We start from the raw sequence: 17,695 nt of genomic DNA, 5'->3' as shown, positions 1-17,695 counted from the left end.
ATGGCGCGTTATGCCTATGTCAACGGTCGGTACGTCGATCATCGCGAAGCGAGCGTCCATATCGAGGATCGCGGATACCAGCTGGCCGACGGCGTCTACGAGGTCGTGGGCGTACGCGACGGCAAGCTGATCGACGAGAAGCCGCACATTGACCGGCTCGACCGCTCGCTGAAGGAACTGCGGATCGGCTGGCCGGTGTCGCGCAACACCATGGGCTTCATCCTGCGCGAGCTGATGCGGAAGAACCGCCTGCGCGATGGCCTAGTCTACATCCAGGTGACGCGCGGCGTCGCCCGGCGCGATCACGGCTTTCCGACCACGCCGGTGAAGCCCGCCCTGGTGATGACGACCAAGGCCACCAAGCACATCGTGGCCGATGCCGGCCCCGGCGTCGCCGTGAAGAGCATGCCCGACATCCGCTGGGAGCGCTGCGACATCAAGACGGTCGCGCTGCTGCCGAACGTGCTGGCCAAGCAGGCGGCGCGCGAGGCCGGCGCCTACGAGGCCTGGCTGCTCGACGAGAAGGGCTGCGTCACCGAGGGCGCGTCGACCAATGCCTGGATCGTGACCGACGATGGCGAACTGGTGACGCGCCAGACCGACAACGGCATCCTGTCCGGCATCACGCGGCAGACGCTGAAGTCGATCTGCAATTCGCTGCAGCTGAAGTTCGTCGAGCGACCCTTCACCCTGGATGAGGCCAAGAAGGCGAAGGAAGCCTTCATCACCAGCGCCACCTCCTTCGTGACGCCGGTGGTCAAGATCGACGGCGACAAGGTCGGCGACGGCAAGGTCGGCGCCACAGCGAGACGTCTGCGTGAGGAGTATGTCCGCTTCTCGGAGGCGGGCGAGGCGGTTACGTGAGCCTGCCCGAGGGCCTGAAACCGCCCCGCGCCGTCCTGTTCGACTGGGACAACACGCTGGTCAACACCTGGCCGACCATCGTCGAATGCTACCGTGACACCTTCACGGCGCTGGGCTTGGTGCCCTGGACGGCCGCGGAGGTCCAGGACCGTGCCCACGGCTCCCTGCGCGAAGTCTTCCCGACCCTGTTCGGCGAACGTGCGGCCGAGGCGGAGCGGGTGTTCTACGAGACCTTCTTTCGCATCCACCTCGAACGGCTCGAGCCGCTGGCGGGGGCGGACACCTTGCTGGCGCATTGCCACGCCAAGGGCCTGTATGTGGCGATCGTCAGCAACAAGGTGGGCGACAATCTCCGCGCCGAGGTCGCCCATCTCGGCTGGAATCGGTGGATCGCCCGTTCGGTCGGGGCGCGCGACGCCGCCCGCGACAAACCAGCGCCGGACCCCATCTACCTGGCGCTCGACGGCACGGGAATTGCCCCGGACGACAGCGTGTGGATGGTGGGTGACACCCCTGCCGACCTCAAGAGTGCACACGCGGCGGGGTGTCTTCCCGTTCTCGTGGGGGGCGCGGACGAGTTGTCCGGCTCCCTGCTGGAGCATCCGCCGAGACTGCGAGCGCGCAATTGTCATCAGCTGGTGGCATTGCTTTGAGACCAACCTCCCCTATATACGAGGCGAATCGGTAGCGGGGAGAGACCCCGTACCCCCAACCGGCCACCCCCTCGGGCAGCCGGCCGCCCACCAAGAGGCCAACAATATGAGCGAAAAGGCACAGAACGTTCAGGACGTCTTCCTGAACCACCTTCGGAAGAACAAGACTCCGGTCACGATCTTCCTCGTGAACGGCGTCAAGCTGCAGGGCATCGTCACGTGGTTCGACAATTTCTCGGTGCTGCTGCGCCGCGACGGGCATTCGCAGCTTGTCTACAAGCATGCGATCTCGACGATTATGCCGGTCACTCCGGTGCAGCTGTTCGACGGGGACAAAGCCGACGCAGGCTGATTTGATCGACGAATTCGAGCAGGACGACTTCGAAAAGCGCACCCGCAAGCCGCTGGACACCGTGCGGCCCGCCACGGTGGCCGCGGTCCTGTGTCCGTTCGAGCAGCGTCTGCGAGGACGCAGCGAGCGCGACAGCCAAGCCAAGCTCGAAGAGGCGGTGGGGCTTGCCCGTGCGATCGATCTCGACGTGCGGGTGGCACAGGTAGCGCCGTTGCGGCAAGTGACCCCTGCGACCCTCGTGGGCAAGGGTGTCGTTGCGCGCATGGCCGCCGCGGTCGAGGAACTGGGCATCGGCCTGGTCGTGGTCGACGACAAGCTTACGCCGGTCCAGCAGCGCAACCTTGAAAAAGCCTGGCAGACCAAAGTCATCGACCGTACCGGTCTGATCCTAGAAATCTTTGGCGCGCGCGCTCGCACGCATGAGGGACGGCTGCAGGTCGAACTGGCGGCGCTCGACTACCAGCGCGGCCGCCTGGTGCGGTCCTGGACCCATCTCGAGCGGCAGCGCGGCGGCTTCGGCTTCCTGGGCGGTCCAGGCGAATCGCAGATCGAGATCGACCGGCGCCTGATCGGCGAGCGGATAGTCAGGATCAAGCGCGATCTCGAAAGCGTGCGCAAGACGCGCGCCGTCAATCGCGCCGGCCGCAAGAAGGCTCGGCTGCCGACCGTGGCGCTTGTGGGTTACACCAACGCCGGCAAGTCGACGCTGTTCAACCGCATGTCGGGTGCCGAGGTGATGGCCAAGGACCTGCTGTTCGCCACGCTCGACCCGACCATGCGGTCGATCAAGCTGCCCAACGGCAAGTCGTGCGTCCTCTCCGACACGGTCGGCTTCGTTTCGGATCTGCCGACGCACCTGGTCGCTGCCTTCCGCGCGACCCTCGAAGAGGTGATCGAGGCCGACCTGATCGTGCATGTGCGCGACATCTCCCATCCCGATACCGAGCAGCAGCGCGCCGACGTGGAAGAGGTGCTGCGTGAACTCGGCGCGCTGGACGAGGCGGGCGGCCGTCCGTTCATCGAGGCCCTGAACAAGGTCGATGCGCTGCCCGAAGAGATGCGCTCGACCCTCGAGACCCGTACGGCCACCGGTGCCGAGAGGTCGCGGCAATACTCCGTGTCAGCGCTGACGGGAGAGGGGGTTGACCGGCTCCTGAATGCCATCGCCGACCTGCTGGGTGCGGCCGGCGAGGCGCGCGAGGTTTCCGTGCCCTTGGCCGACGGCGCGACCATCGCCTGGCTATACCGGCACGGCGAGGTTCGCAGCCGCCGGGACGAGGGGGACACCGCCTGGCTGACGGTGGCGCTGGATCCTGCCGCGACCGCCCAGTTCGAGCGCCGCCAGCAAGCGCGCTGATACCTCTGCGTTGACACTCCGCGGGCGCCCTTCCTATAAGCGCCCAACATTCTCAGGACGAGGGAAACACCATGGCTTTCAAGCCTTTGCACGATCGAATTCTGCTGAAGCCGGTGGCCGCCGAGACCCGCACCAAGGGCGGACTGATCATCCCCGACACCGCCCAGGAAAAACCCATGCAGGGCAAGGTCGTCGCGGTCGGCAAGGGCCGCCGCCTCGAGGACGGCCGCTTGCAGGAGCTCGGCGTCAAGGTCGGCGATACGGTTCTCTACGGCAAGTGGTCCGGCACCGAGGTCAAGCTCGGCGGCGAGGATCATGTGATCCTGAAGGAAGAGGACCTCTTCGGCGTCGTCGGCTGAGGTCGATGCTCGGTTCCGGCGACTCGGCACGGGTCGTCGAACTCATGCGCGAGACGGCGGCAGCCGAGCTGCTGCCCCGTTTCCGCAATCTTGCCAAAGACGAGGTCCGTCAGAAGCGGCCGGGTGATATCGTCACCGTGGCCGACGTGGCGTCGGAACAGCGGCTGGCCAGCGGGCTGGCGAAGATCCTGCCCGGTGTGCCGGTCGTGGGCGAGGAGGCTGTCGAGAAGGATCCCGGCCTGCTCGATCTCGTCGCCCGGCCGGGCGAGGCCTGCTGGATCGTCGATCCCCTCGACGGCACGGCGAACTTCGCTGCCGGCCGCGATCGTTTCGCGATGATCATCTGTCTGGTGCAGGATGCCGCTGCGGTCGCCGGCTGGATCCTCGATGTGCCGAACGACCGCCTGGCCGTAGCCGAGCGCGGGGCGGGGGTGCGCTTCGATGGCGATCTGGTTCGCGGCAAGCCGGCGGCGGCACTGCTCAACGGCTTCGTAGGCTACAAGATTGCCAAGTCCTTCGATGAGCAACTGAGCCCGGAGCAGCGCGGCCGTCTCGGCACCATCACCACGCTGCGCTGCGCCGGCGCCGAGTATCTGGAGATCCTCGCGGGCCGTGCGAATTTCAGCCTCTACCGCACGACCAAACCCTGGGATCATGCCGCCGGCACGCTGATGATGCGGGAAGCGGGCGGCGGCGCCGTGCAGTTCGGCGCGGCGCCCTACATGCCGGCCCAGCCGCTGAACGCTGGCCTGATCACAGCCTCGACCGAAGAGGCCTTGAGCGAGGCGAAGGCACTGCTCGAAACGTCGCGCATGCCGCTGCTGACACCGAAGCCGTAGCCCTCAGACCTGCCCCTTGGCCTCCTGCCAGAGGGCTTCCATCTCCTCGAGGTTGGCGTCGGAGGGCTTGCGGCCACTCTCGGCAAGGCGGCGCTCGATGTGGCGGAAGCGCTTCTCGAACTTGTCGTTGGTGGCCCGCAGCGCCACCTCCGGGTCGACCTTGCAGTGGCGGGCGAGGTTGGTGACCGCGAACAGGACATCGCCTAGTTCGTCCGCGACCTTGGCCTGCTCGACCTTTCCGGCCTCCAGCTCCGCCCGCAGTTCCTTCAGCTCCTCCTCGATCTTGTCGATGACTGGCCCGAGCGTGGCCCAGTCGAAGCCGACCCGGGCCGCCCGCTTCTGGATCTTCTCGGCTCGCATCAGGGCGGGAAGGGCGCGCGCCACCCCGTCGAGAGCACCAGTCGCGCCCTCGGTGGTGCCCTTTGCAGCCCGTTCGGCCGCCTTGCGCGCCTCCCAGGACACGGTCTGGGCCTCAGCCGTGCGGACATCCATGTCGCCGAAGACGTGCGGGTGGCGGTCGACCATCTTGTCGGCGATGGCGGCCGCGACGTCGTCGAAGGCGAAGGCCTTGGCTTCGCTGGCGATCTGGCTGTGATAGACGACCTGAAGCAGCAGGTCGCCAAGCTCTTCCTTCAGCGCCGGCATGTCGTCGCGCTCGATCGCGTCGGCGACCTCGTAGGCTTCTTCGATCGTGTACGGCGCGATGGTCCGGAAAGTCTGGTCGATGTCCCAGGGGCAACCATGCTGGCGGTCGCGGAGCCAGGCCATGACGGCCAGTAGCCGCGGGAGCGGTTCCTTGGGCAGGGATTCCGGGGTGGGCTTGCCTGAAGTCATGGCGTCGAACTCATTCCCGATTATCGTATAATATATATTATGACAAATATGGATATCATATCAGTATCATATGATTACCAGTCGATATGCATGTTTTGCGTTATAAGAGCCAGGAGCTGCAGGCCGCGACTGGCCTCGCTTGCCGGCATGCCGAGCGTGACCAGGACCGCGACCTTCGGGTTCCTGGGATCCGGAATGATCAGGTCGAAGACGGTCCGCGGCCCGCTATTGTCGGACGGTCCCTTCGGCACGTTCTCGTAGACGATCACGAAGCTCCCGTCCCGGAGCTTGCGGGCCTGGGCCTGCACGCCTGGGCGGCGGGCCTTCATGGAGCCGGCCTTGGTGGCGGCATAGTGCTCGGCATCCCGGACGCCCTCGTAGGCGAAGTCGACGCGCCAGACGATCAGGCGGATGCGTTTGTCGCTCGTGTAGGCGACGCCCCGCTCCCCATCCTCGCTGGCCTGCCAGCCCATGGGCAGCAGCACTTCGACCTTCACCGAATCGAAGCGCAGCCGCACCGCCTGGCTGGCCGGGTCGATGCCGAGGACGCGGGTGAATTTCTGTGTGGTACCGCCGCCGATGCTCTGTTCGCCGCGGGTATAGCTCGCGCCGTTGTCGGGCACGCCGAAGTCTCGAAATGTGAGCCCGCCGGGGTCGAGCCGATTGTTCGTCTGGGCGTGGAGTGCCGCCACCGGGGCCATGAGAACGACCGCCCCGACGGCCGAGAGGAACATCCGGCGTCCGGACTCCTTTCGTTTACGCTCGTGCGTTAGATTAGCATTATCGCATATCCATCTGGAATATAACAATTATTCACCCTAGACGTCGATTTGCAGACCGTCGTGGCAAGGCGTAACGTGAGCCGGTGTCGTCCGGTCGACTTCGGCATAGTCCATATCGACATGCAGGTTCGTCAAGAACGCGCGCCGCGGCCTGAGCCGTTCGATCCATTCCAGGGCGCGATCGAGATGGGCATGAGTCGGATGCGGCCGGTAACGCATCGCATCGACGATCAGCACCTCGACGCCTTCGAGCGCCACAAGCGATTCCTCGGGCAGCATGACGACGTCGTTGGCGTAGCCGACCGCGCCGAAACGGAAGCCCAGCGACGGGATCGTTCCGTGGTCTTGCAGGAAGGGAACGACCGGAAGGCCCGCGGCGTGGAAGGGGCCGGAGATCACCGTGTGGCGGTAGATCGGATTGTAGAAGCCGTTCCCCTCGGCCTGGAAGCAGTAGCCGAAACGCCGGCTGAGCACGCCATAGGTCCGCTCGTCCGACCACGATTCGATCTGGCCGTGGCGCAGCGCGAAGGGTCGCAGATCGTCGATCCCATGGCACTGGTCGGCATGGTCGTGGGTCCAGATCACGGCGTCGATCCGCTCGACCTCGGCGGCGAGAAGCTGACTGCGCACGTCGGGCGAGGTGTCGATCAGCAGGGTCTTGCCTTGGTCCTGCACCAGGATGGAGCAGCGGGTGCGGCGGTTGCGCGGGTCCGACGGATTGGCCGCCCCCCACTCGCCCTTCCCGCCCGGCCCGCCGACGCGGGGAACCCCGGCCGATGTCCCGCAGCCCAGGATCGTCACGCGCACCGGGAACGCTCCGCCTTGGTGAACAGCCGGAAGAAATTGTCGGTCGTCGTGGCCTCCAGCTCCGCCAGGCTAACGCCCTTGAGTTCCGCCACCTTGGCCGCCGTATGGGCGACGAACGCGGGCTCGTTGGTCTTGCCGCGCTTCGGCACCGGCGCCAGGTAGGGCGCGTCGGTCTCGACCAGAAGCCGGTCGAGCGGCACGTCGCGCACGATGACGCGCAGTTCCTCGGCCGCCTTGAAGGTCACGATGCCCGAGATCGAGATGTAGAAGCCGAGCGCCAGCGCGCGTTCGGCCACGGCGCGGCCCGAGCTGAAGCAATGGATCAGGCCGGGGAAGGCGCCCTGCCCGTATTCGTCCTCCAGGATGTCGCCGGTTTCTGTGTCGGCGTTGCGCGTATGGACGATCAGCGGCAGCCCCGTCTGGCGCGATGCGGCGATATGGGCGCGGAAGCTCTCGGCCTGCTCTTCGCGCGGGCTGTGCTCGTAGTAGAAATCGAGCCCCGTCTCGCCGATGCCGACGACCTTGGGATGCCGCGTCGCCTCGATCAGCCGGTCGGGGGTGCGTTGCCCCTCCTCCTTCGCCTCGTGCGGATGAACGCCCACCGAGCACCAGACATTGTCGTGGCGCTCGGCGATCGCCCTCACCCGCTCGAACTGGTCGAGCCGCGTGCCGATCGTCAGCATGCCGGCGACGCCCGCCGTCCGGGCGCGCGCCAGCACGCCCGACTCGTCGGTTGTCAGCTCCGGGAAGTCGAGATGGCAGTGGCTGTCGATCAGCATGTCAGCCGGCGGCCTTCGGCTGCTTCGGGGCCTTGGACTGCTTCGGTGGCTTGGCCGGCGCCGCGGCAAGGGCCGGCTCGACGAAGCGCGGGAACACGCCCTGCGGCGGCGGCAGCGCCGTGCCAGGGATCAGCTCCTCGTCGAAGGCGGCATAGACGCGCTTCTCGGGCGCGACCGCGAGCTGGTCGAGGATCTTCGCCGTCGACTGGGGCATGAATGGCTGCACCAGCAGGGTGACCCGCCGGATCGTCTCGGCCAGGACCCACAGGACCGTGTCGCGCCGCACCGGATCGGTCTTGGCCAGCGCCCACGGTGCCTGCGCATCGACATAGCGGTTGGCGTCGGCAATCACTTCCCAGATGGCGGTCAGCGCCTTGTGGAAGGCCTGCTCGTCGAGCTCGGCCCGCACGATGGGCAGCAGGCCGCGCGCACGCTCGAGCAGCACGGCGTCGGCCTCGATCAACTCACCCTTCGGCGGAACCTTCTCGCCGCAATTCTTGGCGACGATCGACAGGACGCGCTGGCAGAGATTGCCGTAGGCGTTGGCGAGGTCGGCATTCATGCGGCCGATCAGGGCGCGGCGCTGGAAGTCGCCGTCATTGCCGAAGGGCACTTCGCGCAGCAGGAAGTAGCGCACCTGGTCGAGCCCGAAGGTATTCACCAGCTCCACCGGGTCGATCACATTGCCCAGCGACTTCGAGATCTTCTGGCCCTCGTTGGTCCACCAGCCGTGCGCGAAGACACGCTGCGGCGGCGGCAGGCTCGCGGCCATCAGGAAGGCCGGCCAGAACACGCAATGGAAGCGGATGATGTCCTTGCCGACCATGTGCAGGTCGGCTGGCCAGTACTTCCACAGCGGGTTGGTCTGGTCGGGGTAGCCGCACTCGGTGATGTAGTTGGTGAGGGCGTCCAGCCACACGTACATGATGTGCTTCTCGTCGCCCGGCACGGGAATGCCCCACGAGAAGCTGGTGCGCGACACCGAGAGATCCTGCAGGCCGCCCTTCACGAAGCTCAACACCTCGTTGCGCCGGCTGTCGGGGCCAATGAACGAGGGGTTCTTCTCGTAGAACTCGATCAGCCGGTCGGCCCAGGCCGAAAGCCTGAAGAAGTAGGACGGCTCCTCGACCCACTGGACCTCGGCGCCAGTCGAGGTGGCGCGGCGCTTGTTGTCCGGTCCGACCTCGGTTTCGCCCTCGACGAAGTAGGTTTCGTCGCGCACCGAGTACCAGCCGGCGTACTTGCCGAGATAGATGTCGCCCGCCGCGACCAGCTTCTCCCACAGGGCCTGGCAGGCCGCGTAATGGCGCGGCTCGGTCGTGCGGATGAAGTTGTCGGGGCTGTAGTTCATCACGCCGATCAGGTCGCGGAACGACTGGCTCACCTTGTCCGTGAAGGCCTGCGGCGGCAGGCCGGCGGCCGCCGCCGCCGTCTCGATCTTCTGGCCGTGCTCGTCGGTGCCGGTCAGGAAGTGAACGTCGTAGCCATCGAGCCGCTTGAAGCGCGCCAGCACATCGCAGGCGAGCGTCGTGTAGGCGTGCCCGATATGGGGGACGTCGTTGACGTAGTAGATCGGCGTGGTGACGTAATAGGTGCTTTTGCCCGACATGATGACTGAACTCCGAACGGCCGCCCCTTCCGGGGCACGAGACTCAAGCGCGTTCAGTCCCGCATTCGTTCGCAGGGCAGCGAGTCTCCGATGTCGGACCGAGGCAACATGGGCGGTCTTTTCCCATGCCTCCCGCCCTGGATCAAGGCACCGCTCAGCGCGTCGCGGACTGGAGCGCGAGGAAGCTGCCCATGACGGTTTGCTTGCGGTCGAGATTGACGGCGTCGGCCCGTGAAAAGAGCATCGCGACATGCTCCGAGGCCGCCATCCAGCGATCCAGGCTGGCGGCCGCCAGCAGCCTTCCCCGCAGCCCGCTCTCCATCGGCACGACAGGTGCAGCTTCCGTGGCGAGTGCCGCCTGCCGCATCAGCCCTTTCAGCCAGCCGTCGAACAGATAGTTGAGCGCGCGCCAATCGGCATTCGCCTCCTCGCCGCGTTTGGCGAAGCGTTCCGCAAAACCGTGCAGCCGTGGCATGTCGAGGTCGGGAAGGGTCGCCAGCACCTCGACCATCTCGCGATAGAGGTCGAGGCTGCCGGCGCCCGCCAGTTCCAGGGCGCGACCGATGCTGCCTTCGGCGAGACGGGCAAGCGCCCTTCTCTCCTCGTCTTTGGTCTCCGGCGCATAGTCGCCCAGCAGCCTTACGACCGTATCCTCGTCGAGCGGCTGCAGCGGCAGGCGCCGGCAGCGTGAGCGGATGGTCGGCAGCAGGCGGCCCGGCGCATGCGACACGATCAGCAGCACCGCGTTGGGCGGCGGCTCCTCAAGGATCTTCAGCACGGCGTTGGCGCTGTTGCGGTTCATCTCGTCGGCGGAGTCGACGATGGCGACGCGCCATTTTCCCATCGCCGGCGTCATGTGCATGAACTCGCCCAGTCCGCGCACGTCGTCGACCGCGATCTCGGCGCGGATACGGCCGGTGTCGTGGTTTAGCGCGCGGCGGAGGTGGAAGAGATCGGGATGCGAGCGTGCATCGATCAGGTGGCGGCCCGGCGCGTCGGCCGATACGTCGAGCGACTCCGGTCCCCCGCCAAACAATCCACCCTGGTCGTGGCCCGCCAGCAGGAAGCGCGCGAAGCGCCAGGCCAGGGTCGCCTTACCGATGCCTCGCGGGCCCGCCAGCAGCCAGGCATGGTGGAGCCGGCCGCTCTGCTGCGCCGCCAGCATCGTCTGCTCGGCCTGCTCATGGCCGATCAGCCGGTCGTTGCGCCAGGGCGGCGGCCAGCCATAGGGCCATTCGAGCTTCTCCAACTCGGCCGGATCGGACGGCGTCTTGCCCCGGGCCACGGCTCAGGCTCCCAAGTGCCTTGTCACCGCGTCGGCGATCGCCTTCGCAATCTCGTCGATACCGGCGGTGGCATTGATCACGATGCAGCGCGTGGGATCGGCTTCGGCGATGTCAAGGAAACCAGCACGCACGCGCTCGTGGAAGTCGTGCGGTAGAGATTCGTAGCGCGTTTCCGTGCCCCGCCGCGCCGCGGCCCGCTTCAGGCCGATCTCGACCGGCAGGTCGAGGATGAGGGTGAGGTTGGGTCGGAAATCACCCACGGCGATATCGTAGAGCGTGCCCAGCATGGCGCGGTCGGCGCCGTGGCCATAACCCTGATAGGCCATGGTGGAATCGGCGAATCGGTCGGAGACGACCCAGGTGCCGCTCCCGACGGCGGGCAGCACCGTGCTGCGCAGGTGCTCGCGGCGGGCCGCGAAGTGTAACAGCGCCTCGGTAACTCCGTCCCAGCGCTCTGCGGGCCCCTCGACCAGGAGCTTGCGCACCATCTCGGCGCCCGGCGCGCCGCCCGGTTCGCGGGTGGCGATACATCTATGCCCCCGCGCTTCGATCCATTCCTTGAGGCGGGCGACCTGTGTCGACTTGCCCGCCCCTTCTCCGCCCTCCAGCGTGATGAAAAGGCCTCTCGCGCCTTCCGTCACGACAGCCAGCCGAACATGTAATGCTGCACCATCGTGGCAATCCTGCCGAACACGCCCATGCGCGGCACGTCGGCACCCGCTTCCAGCGGATACTCCATCGTCCGGTTGTCGGGCAGTGTGACGACGGCGGTTCCGACTTTCGTGCCCTTGATGATGGGCGCGGCGATCGGCCCATCGAAGCGCGCGACGACGCGCGGCGTCACCGCCTGGCCCGCGGGCATCGTGAGCTGCACGGTCTTCGGGATGACCAGCGGCACCTTGTCCTGTGCGCCGAGCCATACCGGCGCCTCGACCAGCGTGTCGCCGGCGCGGAACACCGTGATGTTGGTCGACTCGCGGAACCCCCATTCCATCAGCCGTGCCGTCTCCTGCGCGCGCTCCGCCATCGACGTGAGCCCGTTGACGACCAGGATGAGGCGGCGTCCGTCGCGCACGGCCGAAGTGGTCTGGCCGTACCCGCCCTCTTCCGTATGGCCCGTCTTGAGTCCGTCGGTGCCCGGCGTGATCTTCAGCAGCCGATTGCGATTCTCCTGCCGGATGTTGTTGTAGGTCCAGTTCGTCTCGGAATAGTACTTGTAGTACTGTGGGTAGTTGTCGATCGTGTGCCAGGCGAGCAAGGCGAGATCGCGCCCGGTCGTGTACTGGCCCTCGGCCGGCCAGCCCGACGCATTCTTGAACACCGTCTTGGTCATGCCGATTTCTTTTGCGCGCTTGTTCATGCGCTCGGCGAAGGCCTCCTCGCTGCCGGCGAGTCCCTCGGCGATGACGACGCATGCATCGTTGCCCGACAGAATGATCATGCCCTTGATCAGGTCCTCGACCGTGGCCTCGCTGCCGAGCTCGAGGAACATGCGCGAGCCGCCCATGTTGCGGGCCTTCTCACTGACCCGGAAGCGCGTGTCGAGCTTCAGCCGGCCTGCAGCCAGCTCGTCGAAGACGATGTAGATCGTCATCATCTTCGCCATCGACGAAGGCGGCATGGGCGTCTCGGCGTCCTTGAAGAGGAGCACCGTCGAGGTCTGCGGATCGACCATGAAGGCGTGGCGCGCCAGCGTGCCGATGCCGACCTGCGAGGGCGGCAGCGATTCGACCTTGGGTGCGGCGGGTTCCTTGGGCGCCGGCTTGGCCGCCGTCGCGGCGGGGGCCCGCGGCTTGGCCGGCGGCTTCTGCTGGGTCGCCGGCTTCTTCGGCGGGTCCTGCTGGGCGTAGGCAACGATCGAGAGGCCGGCGATGCCGGCCGCGGCGAGAAGCGTCGCGAAGACGCGCATCGGGTTATTCAGAGACCACACGGGCATCCCCATAGCCTGAACGCTTGAGCCGGTCGGCGACAATGCCGGCGGCATCGGGAGTGGTATAGGGCCCCAGCCGCACGCGATAAACATCGCGTCCATTGGCCGAGACTTGGGACACTTCCGGATTGCCGTAGCTCCGCACCGCATTGCGCTGGCGCTCGGCATTTTCATGGGTCGAGAAGGCACCGACCTGCACGAAGAAGCCGCTGAGCTGTGACGACGGCGCGGCCGTGCTGGTCGTCGCCGCAAGCGAAGCGATGGTCGGCGGGACGTCGCCGGACGCGGATCTCGGCGCGCCGAACGGAATGTTGCGCGGCGGCGTCGTATACACGGTCTGCGCTGGTGCCGGCGCCGGTGCGGGCGGCGGCGTGTACGAGGCCTGCATGACCGGCGGCGGCGGGGCGGCCACGGGCACCGGCGCCGGGGGCTGTACCGGCGCGGTCGGAGCGGCGCGGCTGCCGCTCGCGAGCTGGGCCACGGCCTGCTGCTGTTCCGCGGGGCCGCCGCCGCTCAGGGCGACGTCCTTCACGGCGAGGCTCTCGGCCTCAAGCTGGTCGATACGGACCCGTGCGGTGCCCTTCCCGACCATGTCGATTTCCTCCGCCGCGGTGCGCGACAGGTCTATGACCCGGCTGCGGGCAAAAGGTCCGCGGTCGTTCACCCGCACCACCGTGCTGCGCCCGTTCTCAAGATTGGTGACCCGCACGATGGCCGGCATTTGCAGGGTGCGATGGGCCGCGGTCCGATCGGCCTGGTCGTAACGCTCACCGTTGGCCGTCGATTTGCCGTGGAAGCCCGGCCCGTACCATGAAGCGGTACCGGTCTCCGTAAGGTTGAAGGTTTCCCGTGGCGTATAGGTCACGCCGTCGATCTTGTAGGGCTGGCCCACCTTGTACGTTCCGCGCTGGGCCACGCTGCTGCCGGGAGTTCCCCCTCCCTTGCTCGACGAACCGCAGGCCGCAAGGCTGGCGGCCAGGGCCGCCATGCCGCAAAGGCGAAGTGTGCCGGAGAGGGGAAATGTCAATTTTACCAACACTAGCGGCATGATGTTAACACTATACATCATGTTGGGCCGCTAGAGGAACGCCTCCGCGGGCATGCTCAGGCAGCAATCCGGTCCGACAGCAGGCCGACTGCAAGAGCAAAGAAATCCGACTGGTTCCAGCGCAGGATCACCTTGAAGTTCTCCGTCGTCTGGTAGGCTGGGCCGCCTGCTCCCGCCGGCCGCACGATGCGGCCACCGCCCCCAGCCTGCGCGCCGGCGGAGACCTCGTTGCCCCAGCGCACGCCCGGCCGCCAGCCGACCTTGCGCAGGTAGTTCACGATCGAGGCGAAGACGTCGAGCTTGTTGGTCCAGATGTCCTTCCGGCCGTCGCCATCGCCGTCCGCGGCATAGGCAAGGAAGCTGGTCGGGATGAACTGGCACTGCCCCATCGCGCCGGCCCATGAGCCCTTCATGGCATGCAGTCCGACATGGCCCTGCGACAGGATCTTGAGCGCGGCGATGAGCTGCTCGCGGAAGAACTTGGCGCGGAAGTTGTTGTGGACCAGCGTCGCCAGCGCCTCGACCACCTCGAAGTCGCCGAGCCGCGTGCCGTAGTTGCTCTCGATGCCCCACAACGCCACCGCGACCTGGGGTGGCAGCCCGGCCGGGCCCGCAAACCGCTCGATCGCGGCGCGGTTCTCGGCCAGCAGCGCGCGGCCGCGCTTGATGCGCTCCTCGGAGACGACCAGCCCCTGGTAGCGCTCCCACGTCATCTTGAATTCGGGCTGGTTCCGCGCCTGCTCCATCACTTTCGGCACTTCACGGATATCGGCCAAGGCAGCGTCGAGCGTCGCGCGATCGACGCCGGCCCGCAGCGCTTCCTGTCGTATGCCGTCCAGCCATGCCGCCGGAAATCTCGCGCCAGATTCCTGGGCGAGGACCGAAAAAGGCGCGACGGCGGCGCCGGCACAGAGCAGTCTGCGAGTGATCATGAGCGTCCCTGGTTATTGGGGCCCTCTAACGGGCGCCAATACCATGTGCCGGTCAATCTTGCAGACACTATGGCGGCTCACTTGCGGCGATGAAGAACCATCCCGCCGTGATGCAACGTATCGATGTCCACGAAGATGCCGTCGGCCATGAAGCCGGTGTCGTCCCAGTATTCGATCCGGGTTCCGCTGACTTCGTATCGCCCGCGATAGGCGCTCTCGCGGATGCCGCGCGCTTCGTCATAGCGATTGCCGGGCAACAGGTTGTGCCGGATGTATCCGTCGGCCGTCACCCACAGGCCGACATAGGGATGGGTCGTCATTTCGGCATGGCCTCCGGTCGCGAGGATGAAGGGGCTGCTGGTGGCGAGCGCCAAGGTCAGGAGGCGTATGGCCCTCATTGCGGCTGCCTTTCATCTCGGCGCTCGGCAAAGAGCTCGGCAAGGGCCTGCGAGGCCGCGACGGGGCCGAGCGTTGCATTCAAGGTCATGGCTCAGCTCCTCATGCGGCCGCTACAGGACGAACGACGATCTCGTTCACGTCGACATCGGCGGGTTGCTCGATGGCGAAGCGGACAGCCCGGGCGATCGCGTCCGGCTTGAGGGCAATCGTGCGATAGATCTTCATCGCTTCGGCGGCGACCGGATCGGTGATGGTGCTGGCCAGCTCGCTTTCGACGACGCCGGGATGGATGCAGGTGACGCGGATCTTGTCGTTCTCCATCCGCAGCCCGTCCGAGATCGCGCGCACCGCATACTTGGTCGCGCAATAGACGGCGGCAGCCGGGAAAACCTGCAGCGCGCCGATCGAGGCGATGTTGACCACGTGTCCCGAGCCGCGCGCTGTCATTTCCGGCAGCACGGCGGCAATGCCGTAGAGCACGCCCTTGATGTTCACGTCGACCATGCGCTCCCACTCCTCGACCTTCATCGCGGCCATGGCGGAGAGCGGCATGAGGCCGGCGTTGTTGACGATGACATCCACCCTCCCCCAGGCCGCACGCGCGGCATTGGCGAAAGCGTCGACGCTCTTTCGGTCGGTGACGTCGAGCGGGCAGACGCGCGCCGTCCCGCCGGCCGCCGTCAACTCGGCGGCGAGTGCCTCCAGATGGCCGACGCGCCGCGCGCCCAGCATCACCTTGGCCCCCGCAGCCGCGAGTTCCCGGACGATGCCGGCGCCAATGCCGCTTGAGGCGCCGGTGACGAGAGCGACTTTATCGAGAGACATGATCGGGTCCTTTTCGTTTGCGAGCGGTGTGCTCGCTCGGAACATGGGCCCAGGCCGTTGTCGTGATAAGACGACAATCCCTTATCGGTCTGGAAAGAATTGCTAACCAATGGATCTCGATCTCAACGCGCTATCCATTTTCGCGCTCGTGGCTGAGGAGCGCAGTTTCAGGGCGGCGGCAGACCGGCTGGGCGTGACCCGCTCGGCCGTCAGCCAGACGATCCAGCGCCTCGAGGCCAGCCTCGGAATCGCTCTGGTCCTGCGCACAACCCGAAGCGTCAGCCTGACCGAGGCCGGCGAGCGGCTGCACGCCGAGATCGCCCCGGCGGTGGCCGAGATGCGCGCCGCCCTCGAGAAGACCGCCGCGCTGCAGGGCCGGCCGCGTGGCCGCTTGCGGCTCGCCGTTTCCTCGATTGCCGAGCGCTTCCTGGCCGGACCGCTTCTGGCGGGTTTCGCTGAAGCCAATCCAGAGGTCGATCTCGACATCACGGTCACCGACCACGCAGTCGACATCGTGGCCGAAGGCTATGACGCCGGCGTTCGCCTGGGGGAAGTGATCGAGCAGGACATGATCGCCGTGCCGGTGGCGGGCGACGAGCGACAACTGGCGGTGTGCGCCCCCTCCTACCGCCGGCGCTTCGGCGTGCCGAACCACCCGGCCGAGCTTCCGTCTCATACCTGCATCGGTTGGCGCCCCTCGCCCAAGGCCGCGCCCTATCGCTGGGAGTTTGCCGAGGGCGACAAGGAGTTCAGTGTCGCCGTCGCCCCCCGGTTTGCCACCAACGACATGGCGTTGATGATCAAGCTCGCGGTCGCCGGCGCCGGCATCACCTTCGGCATGGAGGAGAGCTTTCGCGCGCCGTTCGCGCGCGGAGAACTCGAGCCGATCCTCGAGGATTACTGCCCCAGCTTCGCCGGCTTCTACCTCTACTACCCAAGCCGCCGGAACGTCGCCCCGAAGCTGCGCGTTCTGGTCGACTATGTGCAGCGGCGGAGGTGATTCCCGCCCCCTGACACAAGACCCTCGGCTCCCTATATTCACAGACTTCCGACAGGTGTGATCAGGAGCAGGAAATGCAGACGTACAAGAAGACTCCCGAGGCCGTCGCAAACCTTTCTCCGGAGCAGTTCTACGTGACGCAGCAGAGTGGCACCGAGCGCCCCGGCACCGGCGCCCTGCTCCACAACAAGGAGCCCGGCATCTATGTCGACATCGTCTCGGGCGAGCCTCTTTTCGCCTCGTCCGACAAGTACGAATCGGGATGCGGCTGGCCGAGCTTCACCAAGCCGATCGAGCCGGCGAACGTCGCCGAACTGCAGGACGGCTCGCACGGCATGATGCGCATCGAGGTGCGGTCGAAGCATGGCGACAGCCATCTCGGTCATGTGTTCCCGGACGGCCCGCGCGACCGCGGCGGCCTGCGCTACTGCATCAATTCGGCCTCGCTCCGCTTCGTGCATCGCAAGGACATGGAGGCGGCAGGCTATGGCGCCTATCTAGACCAGGTGGAGGACGTGAAATGAGCCAGGAACGCGCAGTTCTTGCCGGTGGCTGCTTCTGGGGCATGCAGGACCTGATCCGTCGCATGCCCGGTGTCGTGTCGACACGGGTCGGCTACACCGGCGGTCATGTCTCGAATGCGACCTATCGCAACCATGACGGCCATGCCGAGGCGATCGAGATCATCTTCGATCCGGCGAAGTTGAGCTTCCGCACCCTGCTGGAGTTCTTCTTCCAGATCCACGATCCCTCGACGATGAACCGCCAGGGCAACGACCGCGGCACCTCCTACCGCTCGGCGATCTTCTACACGAGCGACGAGCAGCGCCGCGTCGCCGAGGACACGATCGCCGACGTCGACGCCTCCGGCCTGTGGCCCGGCAAGGTCGTCACCGAGGTCACACCCGTCTCCGACTTCTGGGAAGCCGAGCCCGAGCACCAGGATTACCTGGAGCGCATCCCCAACGGCTATACCTGCCACTTCGTGCGGCCCGGCTGGAAGCTGCCGGTCCGCGCAAAGGCCGGTCAGGCCGCCTGAG

Annotated in this window: 21 protein-coding genes; 9 read left to right on the top strand and 12 right to left on the bottom strand. The window is 66.6% G+C overall.

Annotated features, from left to right (window positions below):
* From dat to Q0Q48_RS15540, 6 genes are all read left to right on the top strand, one after another.
* Nucleotides 1–864 carry a D-amino-acid transaminase gene (dat, locus tag Q0Q48_RS15565; protein WP_295139429.1) on the top strand — a complete coding sequence of 288 codons (864 nt, stop codon included), beginning with the start codon at nucleotides 1–3 and terminating at the stop codon, nucleotides 862–864.
* Nucleotides 861–1,517, top strand: a complete 657-nt coding sequence (locus Q0Q48_RS15560) for an HAD family hydrolase (RefSeq protein ID WP_295139427.1) — start codon at nucleotides 861–863, stop codon at nucleotides 1,515–1,517. Before dat ends, Q0Q48_RS15560 begins: the two co-directional genes overlap by 4 nt.
* Nucleotides 1,518–1,623: 106 nt before the next feature.
* Nucleotides 1,624–1,869, top strand: coding sequence for an RNA chaperone Hfq (hfq, locus tag Q0Q48_RS15555; RefSeq protein WP_068189217.1), 246 nt, complete (start codon nucleotides 1,624–1,626; stop codon nucleotides 1,867–1,869).
* Between the two features lies 1 nt (nucleotide 1,870).
* Entirely contained in the window at nucleotides 1,871–3,226 is a 1,356-nt protein-coding gene (gene hflX, locus Q0Q48_RS15550; RefSeq protein WP_366915289.1) for a GTPase HflX, read from the top strand.
* A 71-nt stretch (nucleotides 3,227–3,297) separates the two neighbouring features.
* Nucleotides 3,298–3,585, top strand: coding sequence for a co-chaperone GroES (locus tag Q0Q48_RS15545; protein ID WP_295139422.1), 288 nt, complete (start codon nucleotides 3,298–3,300; stop codon nucleotides 3,583–3,585).
* A 5-nt stretch (nucleotides 3,586–3,590) separates the two neighbouring features.
* Nucleotides 3,591–4,424 (top strand): inositol monophosphatase, encoded by an 834-nt coding sequence (locus tag Q0Q48_RS15540; protein ID WP_295139419.1) that lies wholly within the window; start codon nucleotides 3,591–3,593, stop codon nucleotides 4,422–4,424.
* 3 nt (nucleotides 4,425–4,427) lie between these two features.
* Here the strand turns inward: Q0Q48_RS15540 and mazG are convergent, their stop codons facing one another.
* The 12 genes from mazG to Q0Q48_RS15480 form a co-directional block, all read right to left on the bottom strand.
* Nucleotides 4,428–5,258, bottom strand: a complete 831-nt coding sequence (mazG, locus tag Q0Q48_RS15535; RefSeq protein WP_295139416.1) for a nucleoside triphosphate pyrophosphohydrolase — start codon at nucleotides 5,256–5,258, stop codon at nucleotides 4,428–4,430.
* Between the two features lie 74 nt (nucleotides 5,259–5,332).
* Entirely contained in the window at nucleotides 5,333–5,992 is a 660-nt protein-coding gene (locus tag Q0Q48_RS15530) for a hypothetical protein (RefSeq protein WP_295139413.1), read from the bottom strand.
* An 84-nt stretch (nucleotides 5,993–6,076) separates the two neighbouring features.
* Nucleotides 6,077–6,847, bottom strand: a complete 771-nt coding sequence (locus tag Q0Q48_RS15525) for an MBL fold metallo-hydrolase (protein ID WP_295139410.1) — start codon at nucleotides 6,845–6,847, stop codon at nucleotides 6,077–6,079.
* A complete protein-coding gene (locus Q0Q48_RS15520) occupies nucleotides 6,838–7,626 on the bottom strand; it encodes a TatD family hydrolase (RefSeq protein WP_295139407.1) in 789 nt (262 codons plus the stop codon). The genes Q0Q48_RS15525 and Q0Q48_RS15520 overlap by 10 nt, the downstream gene beginning before the upstream one ends.
* Before the next feature lies 1 nt (nucleotide 7,627).
* A complete protein-coding gene (metG, locus tag Q0Q48_RS15515; RefSeq protein ID WP_295139404.1) occupies nucleotides 7,628–9,235 on the bottom strand; it encodes a methionine--tRNA ligase in 1,608 nt (535 codons plus the stop codon).
* A 154-nt stretch (nucleotides 9,236–9,389) separates the two neighbouring features.
* Complete coding sequence (locus tag Q0Q48_RS15510; RefSeq protein ID WP_295139401.1) at nucleotides 9,390–10,520, bottom strand: DNA polymerase III subunit delta'; 1,131 nt, start codon at nucleotides 10,518–10,520, stop codon at nucleotides 9,390–9,392.
* Between the two features lie 3 nt (nucleotides 10,521–10,523).
* On the bottom strand, nucleotides 10,524–11,162 hold the full coding sequence (gene tmk / locus Q0Q48_RS15505; RefSeq protein WP_295139399.1) for a dTMP kinase: 639 nt from the start codon (nucleotides 11,160–11,162) through the stop codon (nucleotides 10,524–10,526).
* Complete coding sequence (locus Q0Q48_RS15500; RefSeq protein ID WP_295139397.1) at nucleotides 11,159–12,451, bottom strand: D-alanyl-D-alanine carboxypeptidase family protein; 1,293 nt, start codon at nucleotides 12,449–12,451, stop codon at nucleotides 11,159–11,161. Before Q0Q48_RS15500 ends, tmk begins: the two co-directional genes overlap by 4 nt.
* Complete coding sequence (locus tag Q0Q48_RS15495) at nucleotides 12,435–13,439, bottom strand: septal ring lytic transglycosylase RlpA family protein (protein WP_295139393.1); 1,005 nt, start codon at nucleotides 13,437–13,439, stop codon at nucleotides 12,435–12,437. Before Q0Q48_RS15495 ends, Q0Q48_RS15500 begins: the two co-directional genes overlap by 17 nt.
* Nucleotides 13,440–13,555: 116 nt before the next feature.
* A complete protein-coding gene (locus tag Q0Q48_RS15490; RefSeq protein ID WP_295139391.1) occupies nucleotides 13,556–14,431 on the bottom strand; it encodes a lytic transglycosylase domain-containing protein in 876 nt (291 codons plus the stop codon).
* Nucleotides 14,432–14,508: 77 nt separating this feature from the next.
* Entirely contained in the window at nucleotides 14,509–14,829 is a 321-nt protein-coding gene (locus tag Q0Q48_RS15485) for an Atu4866 domain-containing protein (RefSeq protein ID WP_295139388.1), read from the bottom strand.
* A 100-nt stretch (nucleotides 14,830–14,929) separates the two neighbouring features.
* On the bottom strand, nucleotides 14,930–15,655 hold the full coding sequence (locus tag Q0Q48_RS15480) for an SDR family oxidoreductase (protein WP_295139384.1): 726 nt from the start codon (nucleotides 15,653–15,655) through the stop codon (nucleotides 14,930–14,932).
* A gap of 109 nt (nucleotides 15,656–15,764) precedes the next feature.
* Between Q0Q48_RS15480 and Q0Q48_RS15475 the strand changes: the two genes are divergently transcribed.
* From Q0Q48_RS15475 to msrA, 3 genes are all read left to right on the top strand, one after another.
* The gene (locus Q0Q48_RS15475) at nucleotides 15,765–16,655 is read left to right on the top strand and encodes a LysR family transcriptional regulator (RefSeq protein ID WP_295139381.1); all 891 of its coding nucleotides are present in this window, start codon (nucleotides 15,765–15,767) and stop codon (nucleotides 16,653–16,655) included.
* A gap of 74 nt (nucleotides 16,656–16,729) precedes the next feature.
* Complete coding sequence (msrB, locus tag Q0Q48_RS15470) at nucleotides 16,730–17,179, top strand: peptide-methionine (R)-S-oxide reductase MsrB (protein WP_295139376.1); 450 nt, start codon at nucleotides 16,730–16,732, stop codon at nucleotides 17,177–17,179.
* Nucleotides 17,176–17,694 (top strand): peptide-methionine (S)-S-oxide reductase MsrA, encoded by a 519-nt coding sequence (gene msrA / locus Q0Q48_RS15465; protein ID WP_295139373.1) that lies wholly within the window; start codon nucleotides 17,176–17,178, stop codon nucleotides 17,692–17,694. Before msrB ends, msrA begins: the two co-directional genes overlap by 4 nt.
* Nucleotide 17,695: the final 1 nt, after the last annotated feature.

The sequence above is a fragment of the uncultured Reyranella sp. genome (genome assembly GCF_945957355.1).
Lineage (GTDB): Bacteria > Pseudomonadota > Alphaproteobacteria > Reyranellales > Reyranellaceae > Reyranella.
The sequence above is the reverse complement of the archived record's forward strand: the minus strand, read 5'-3'. Positions and strand labels throughout refer to the sequence as shown.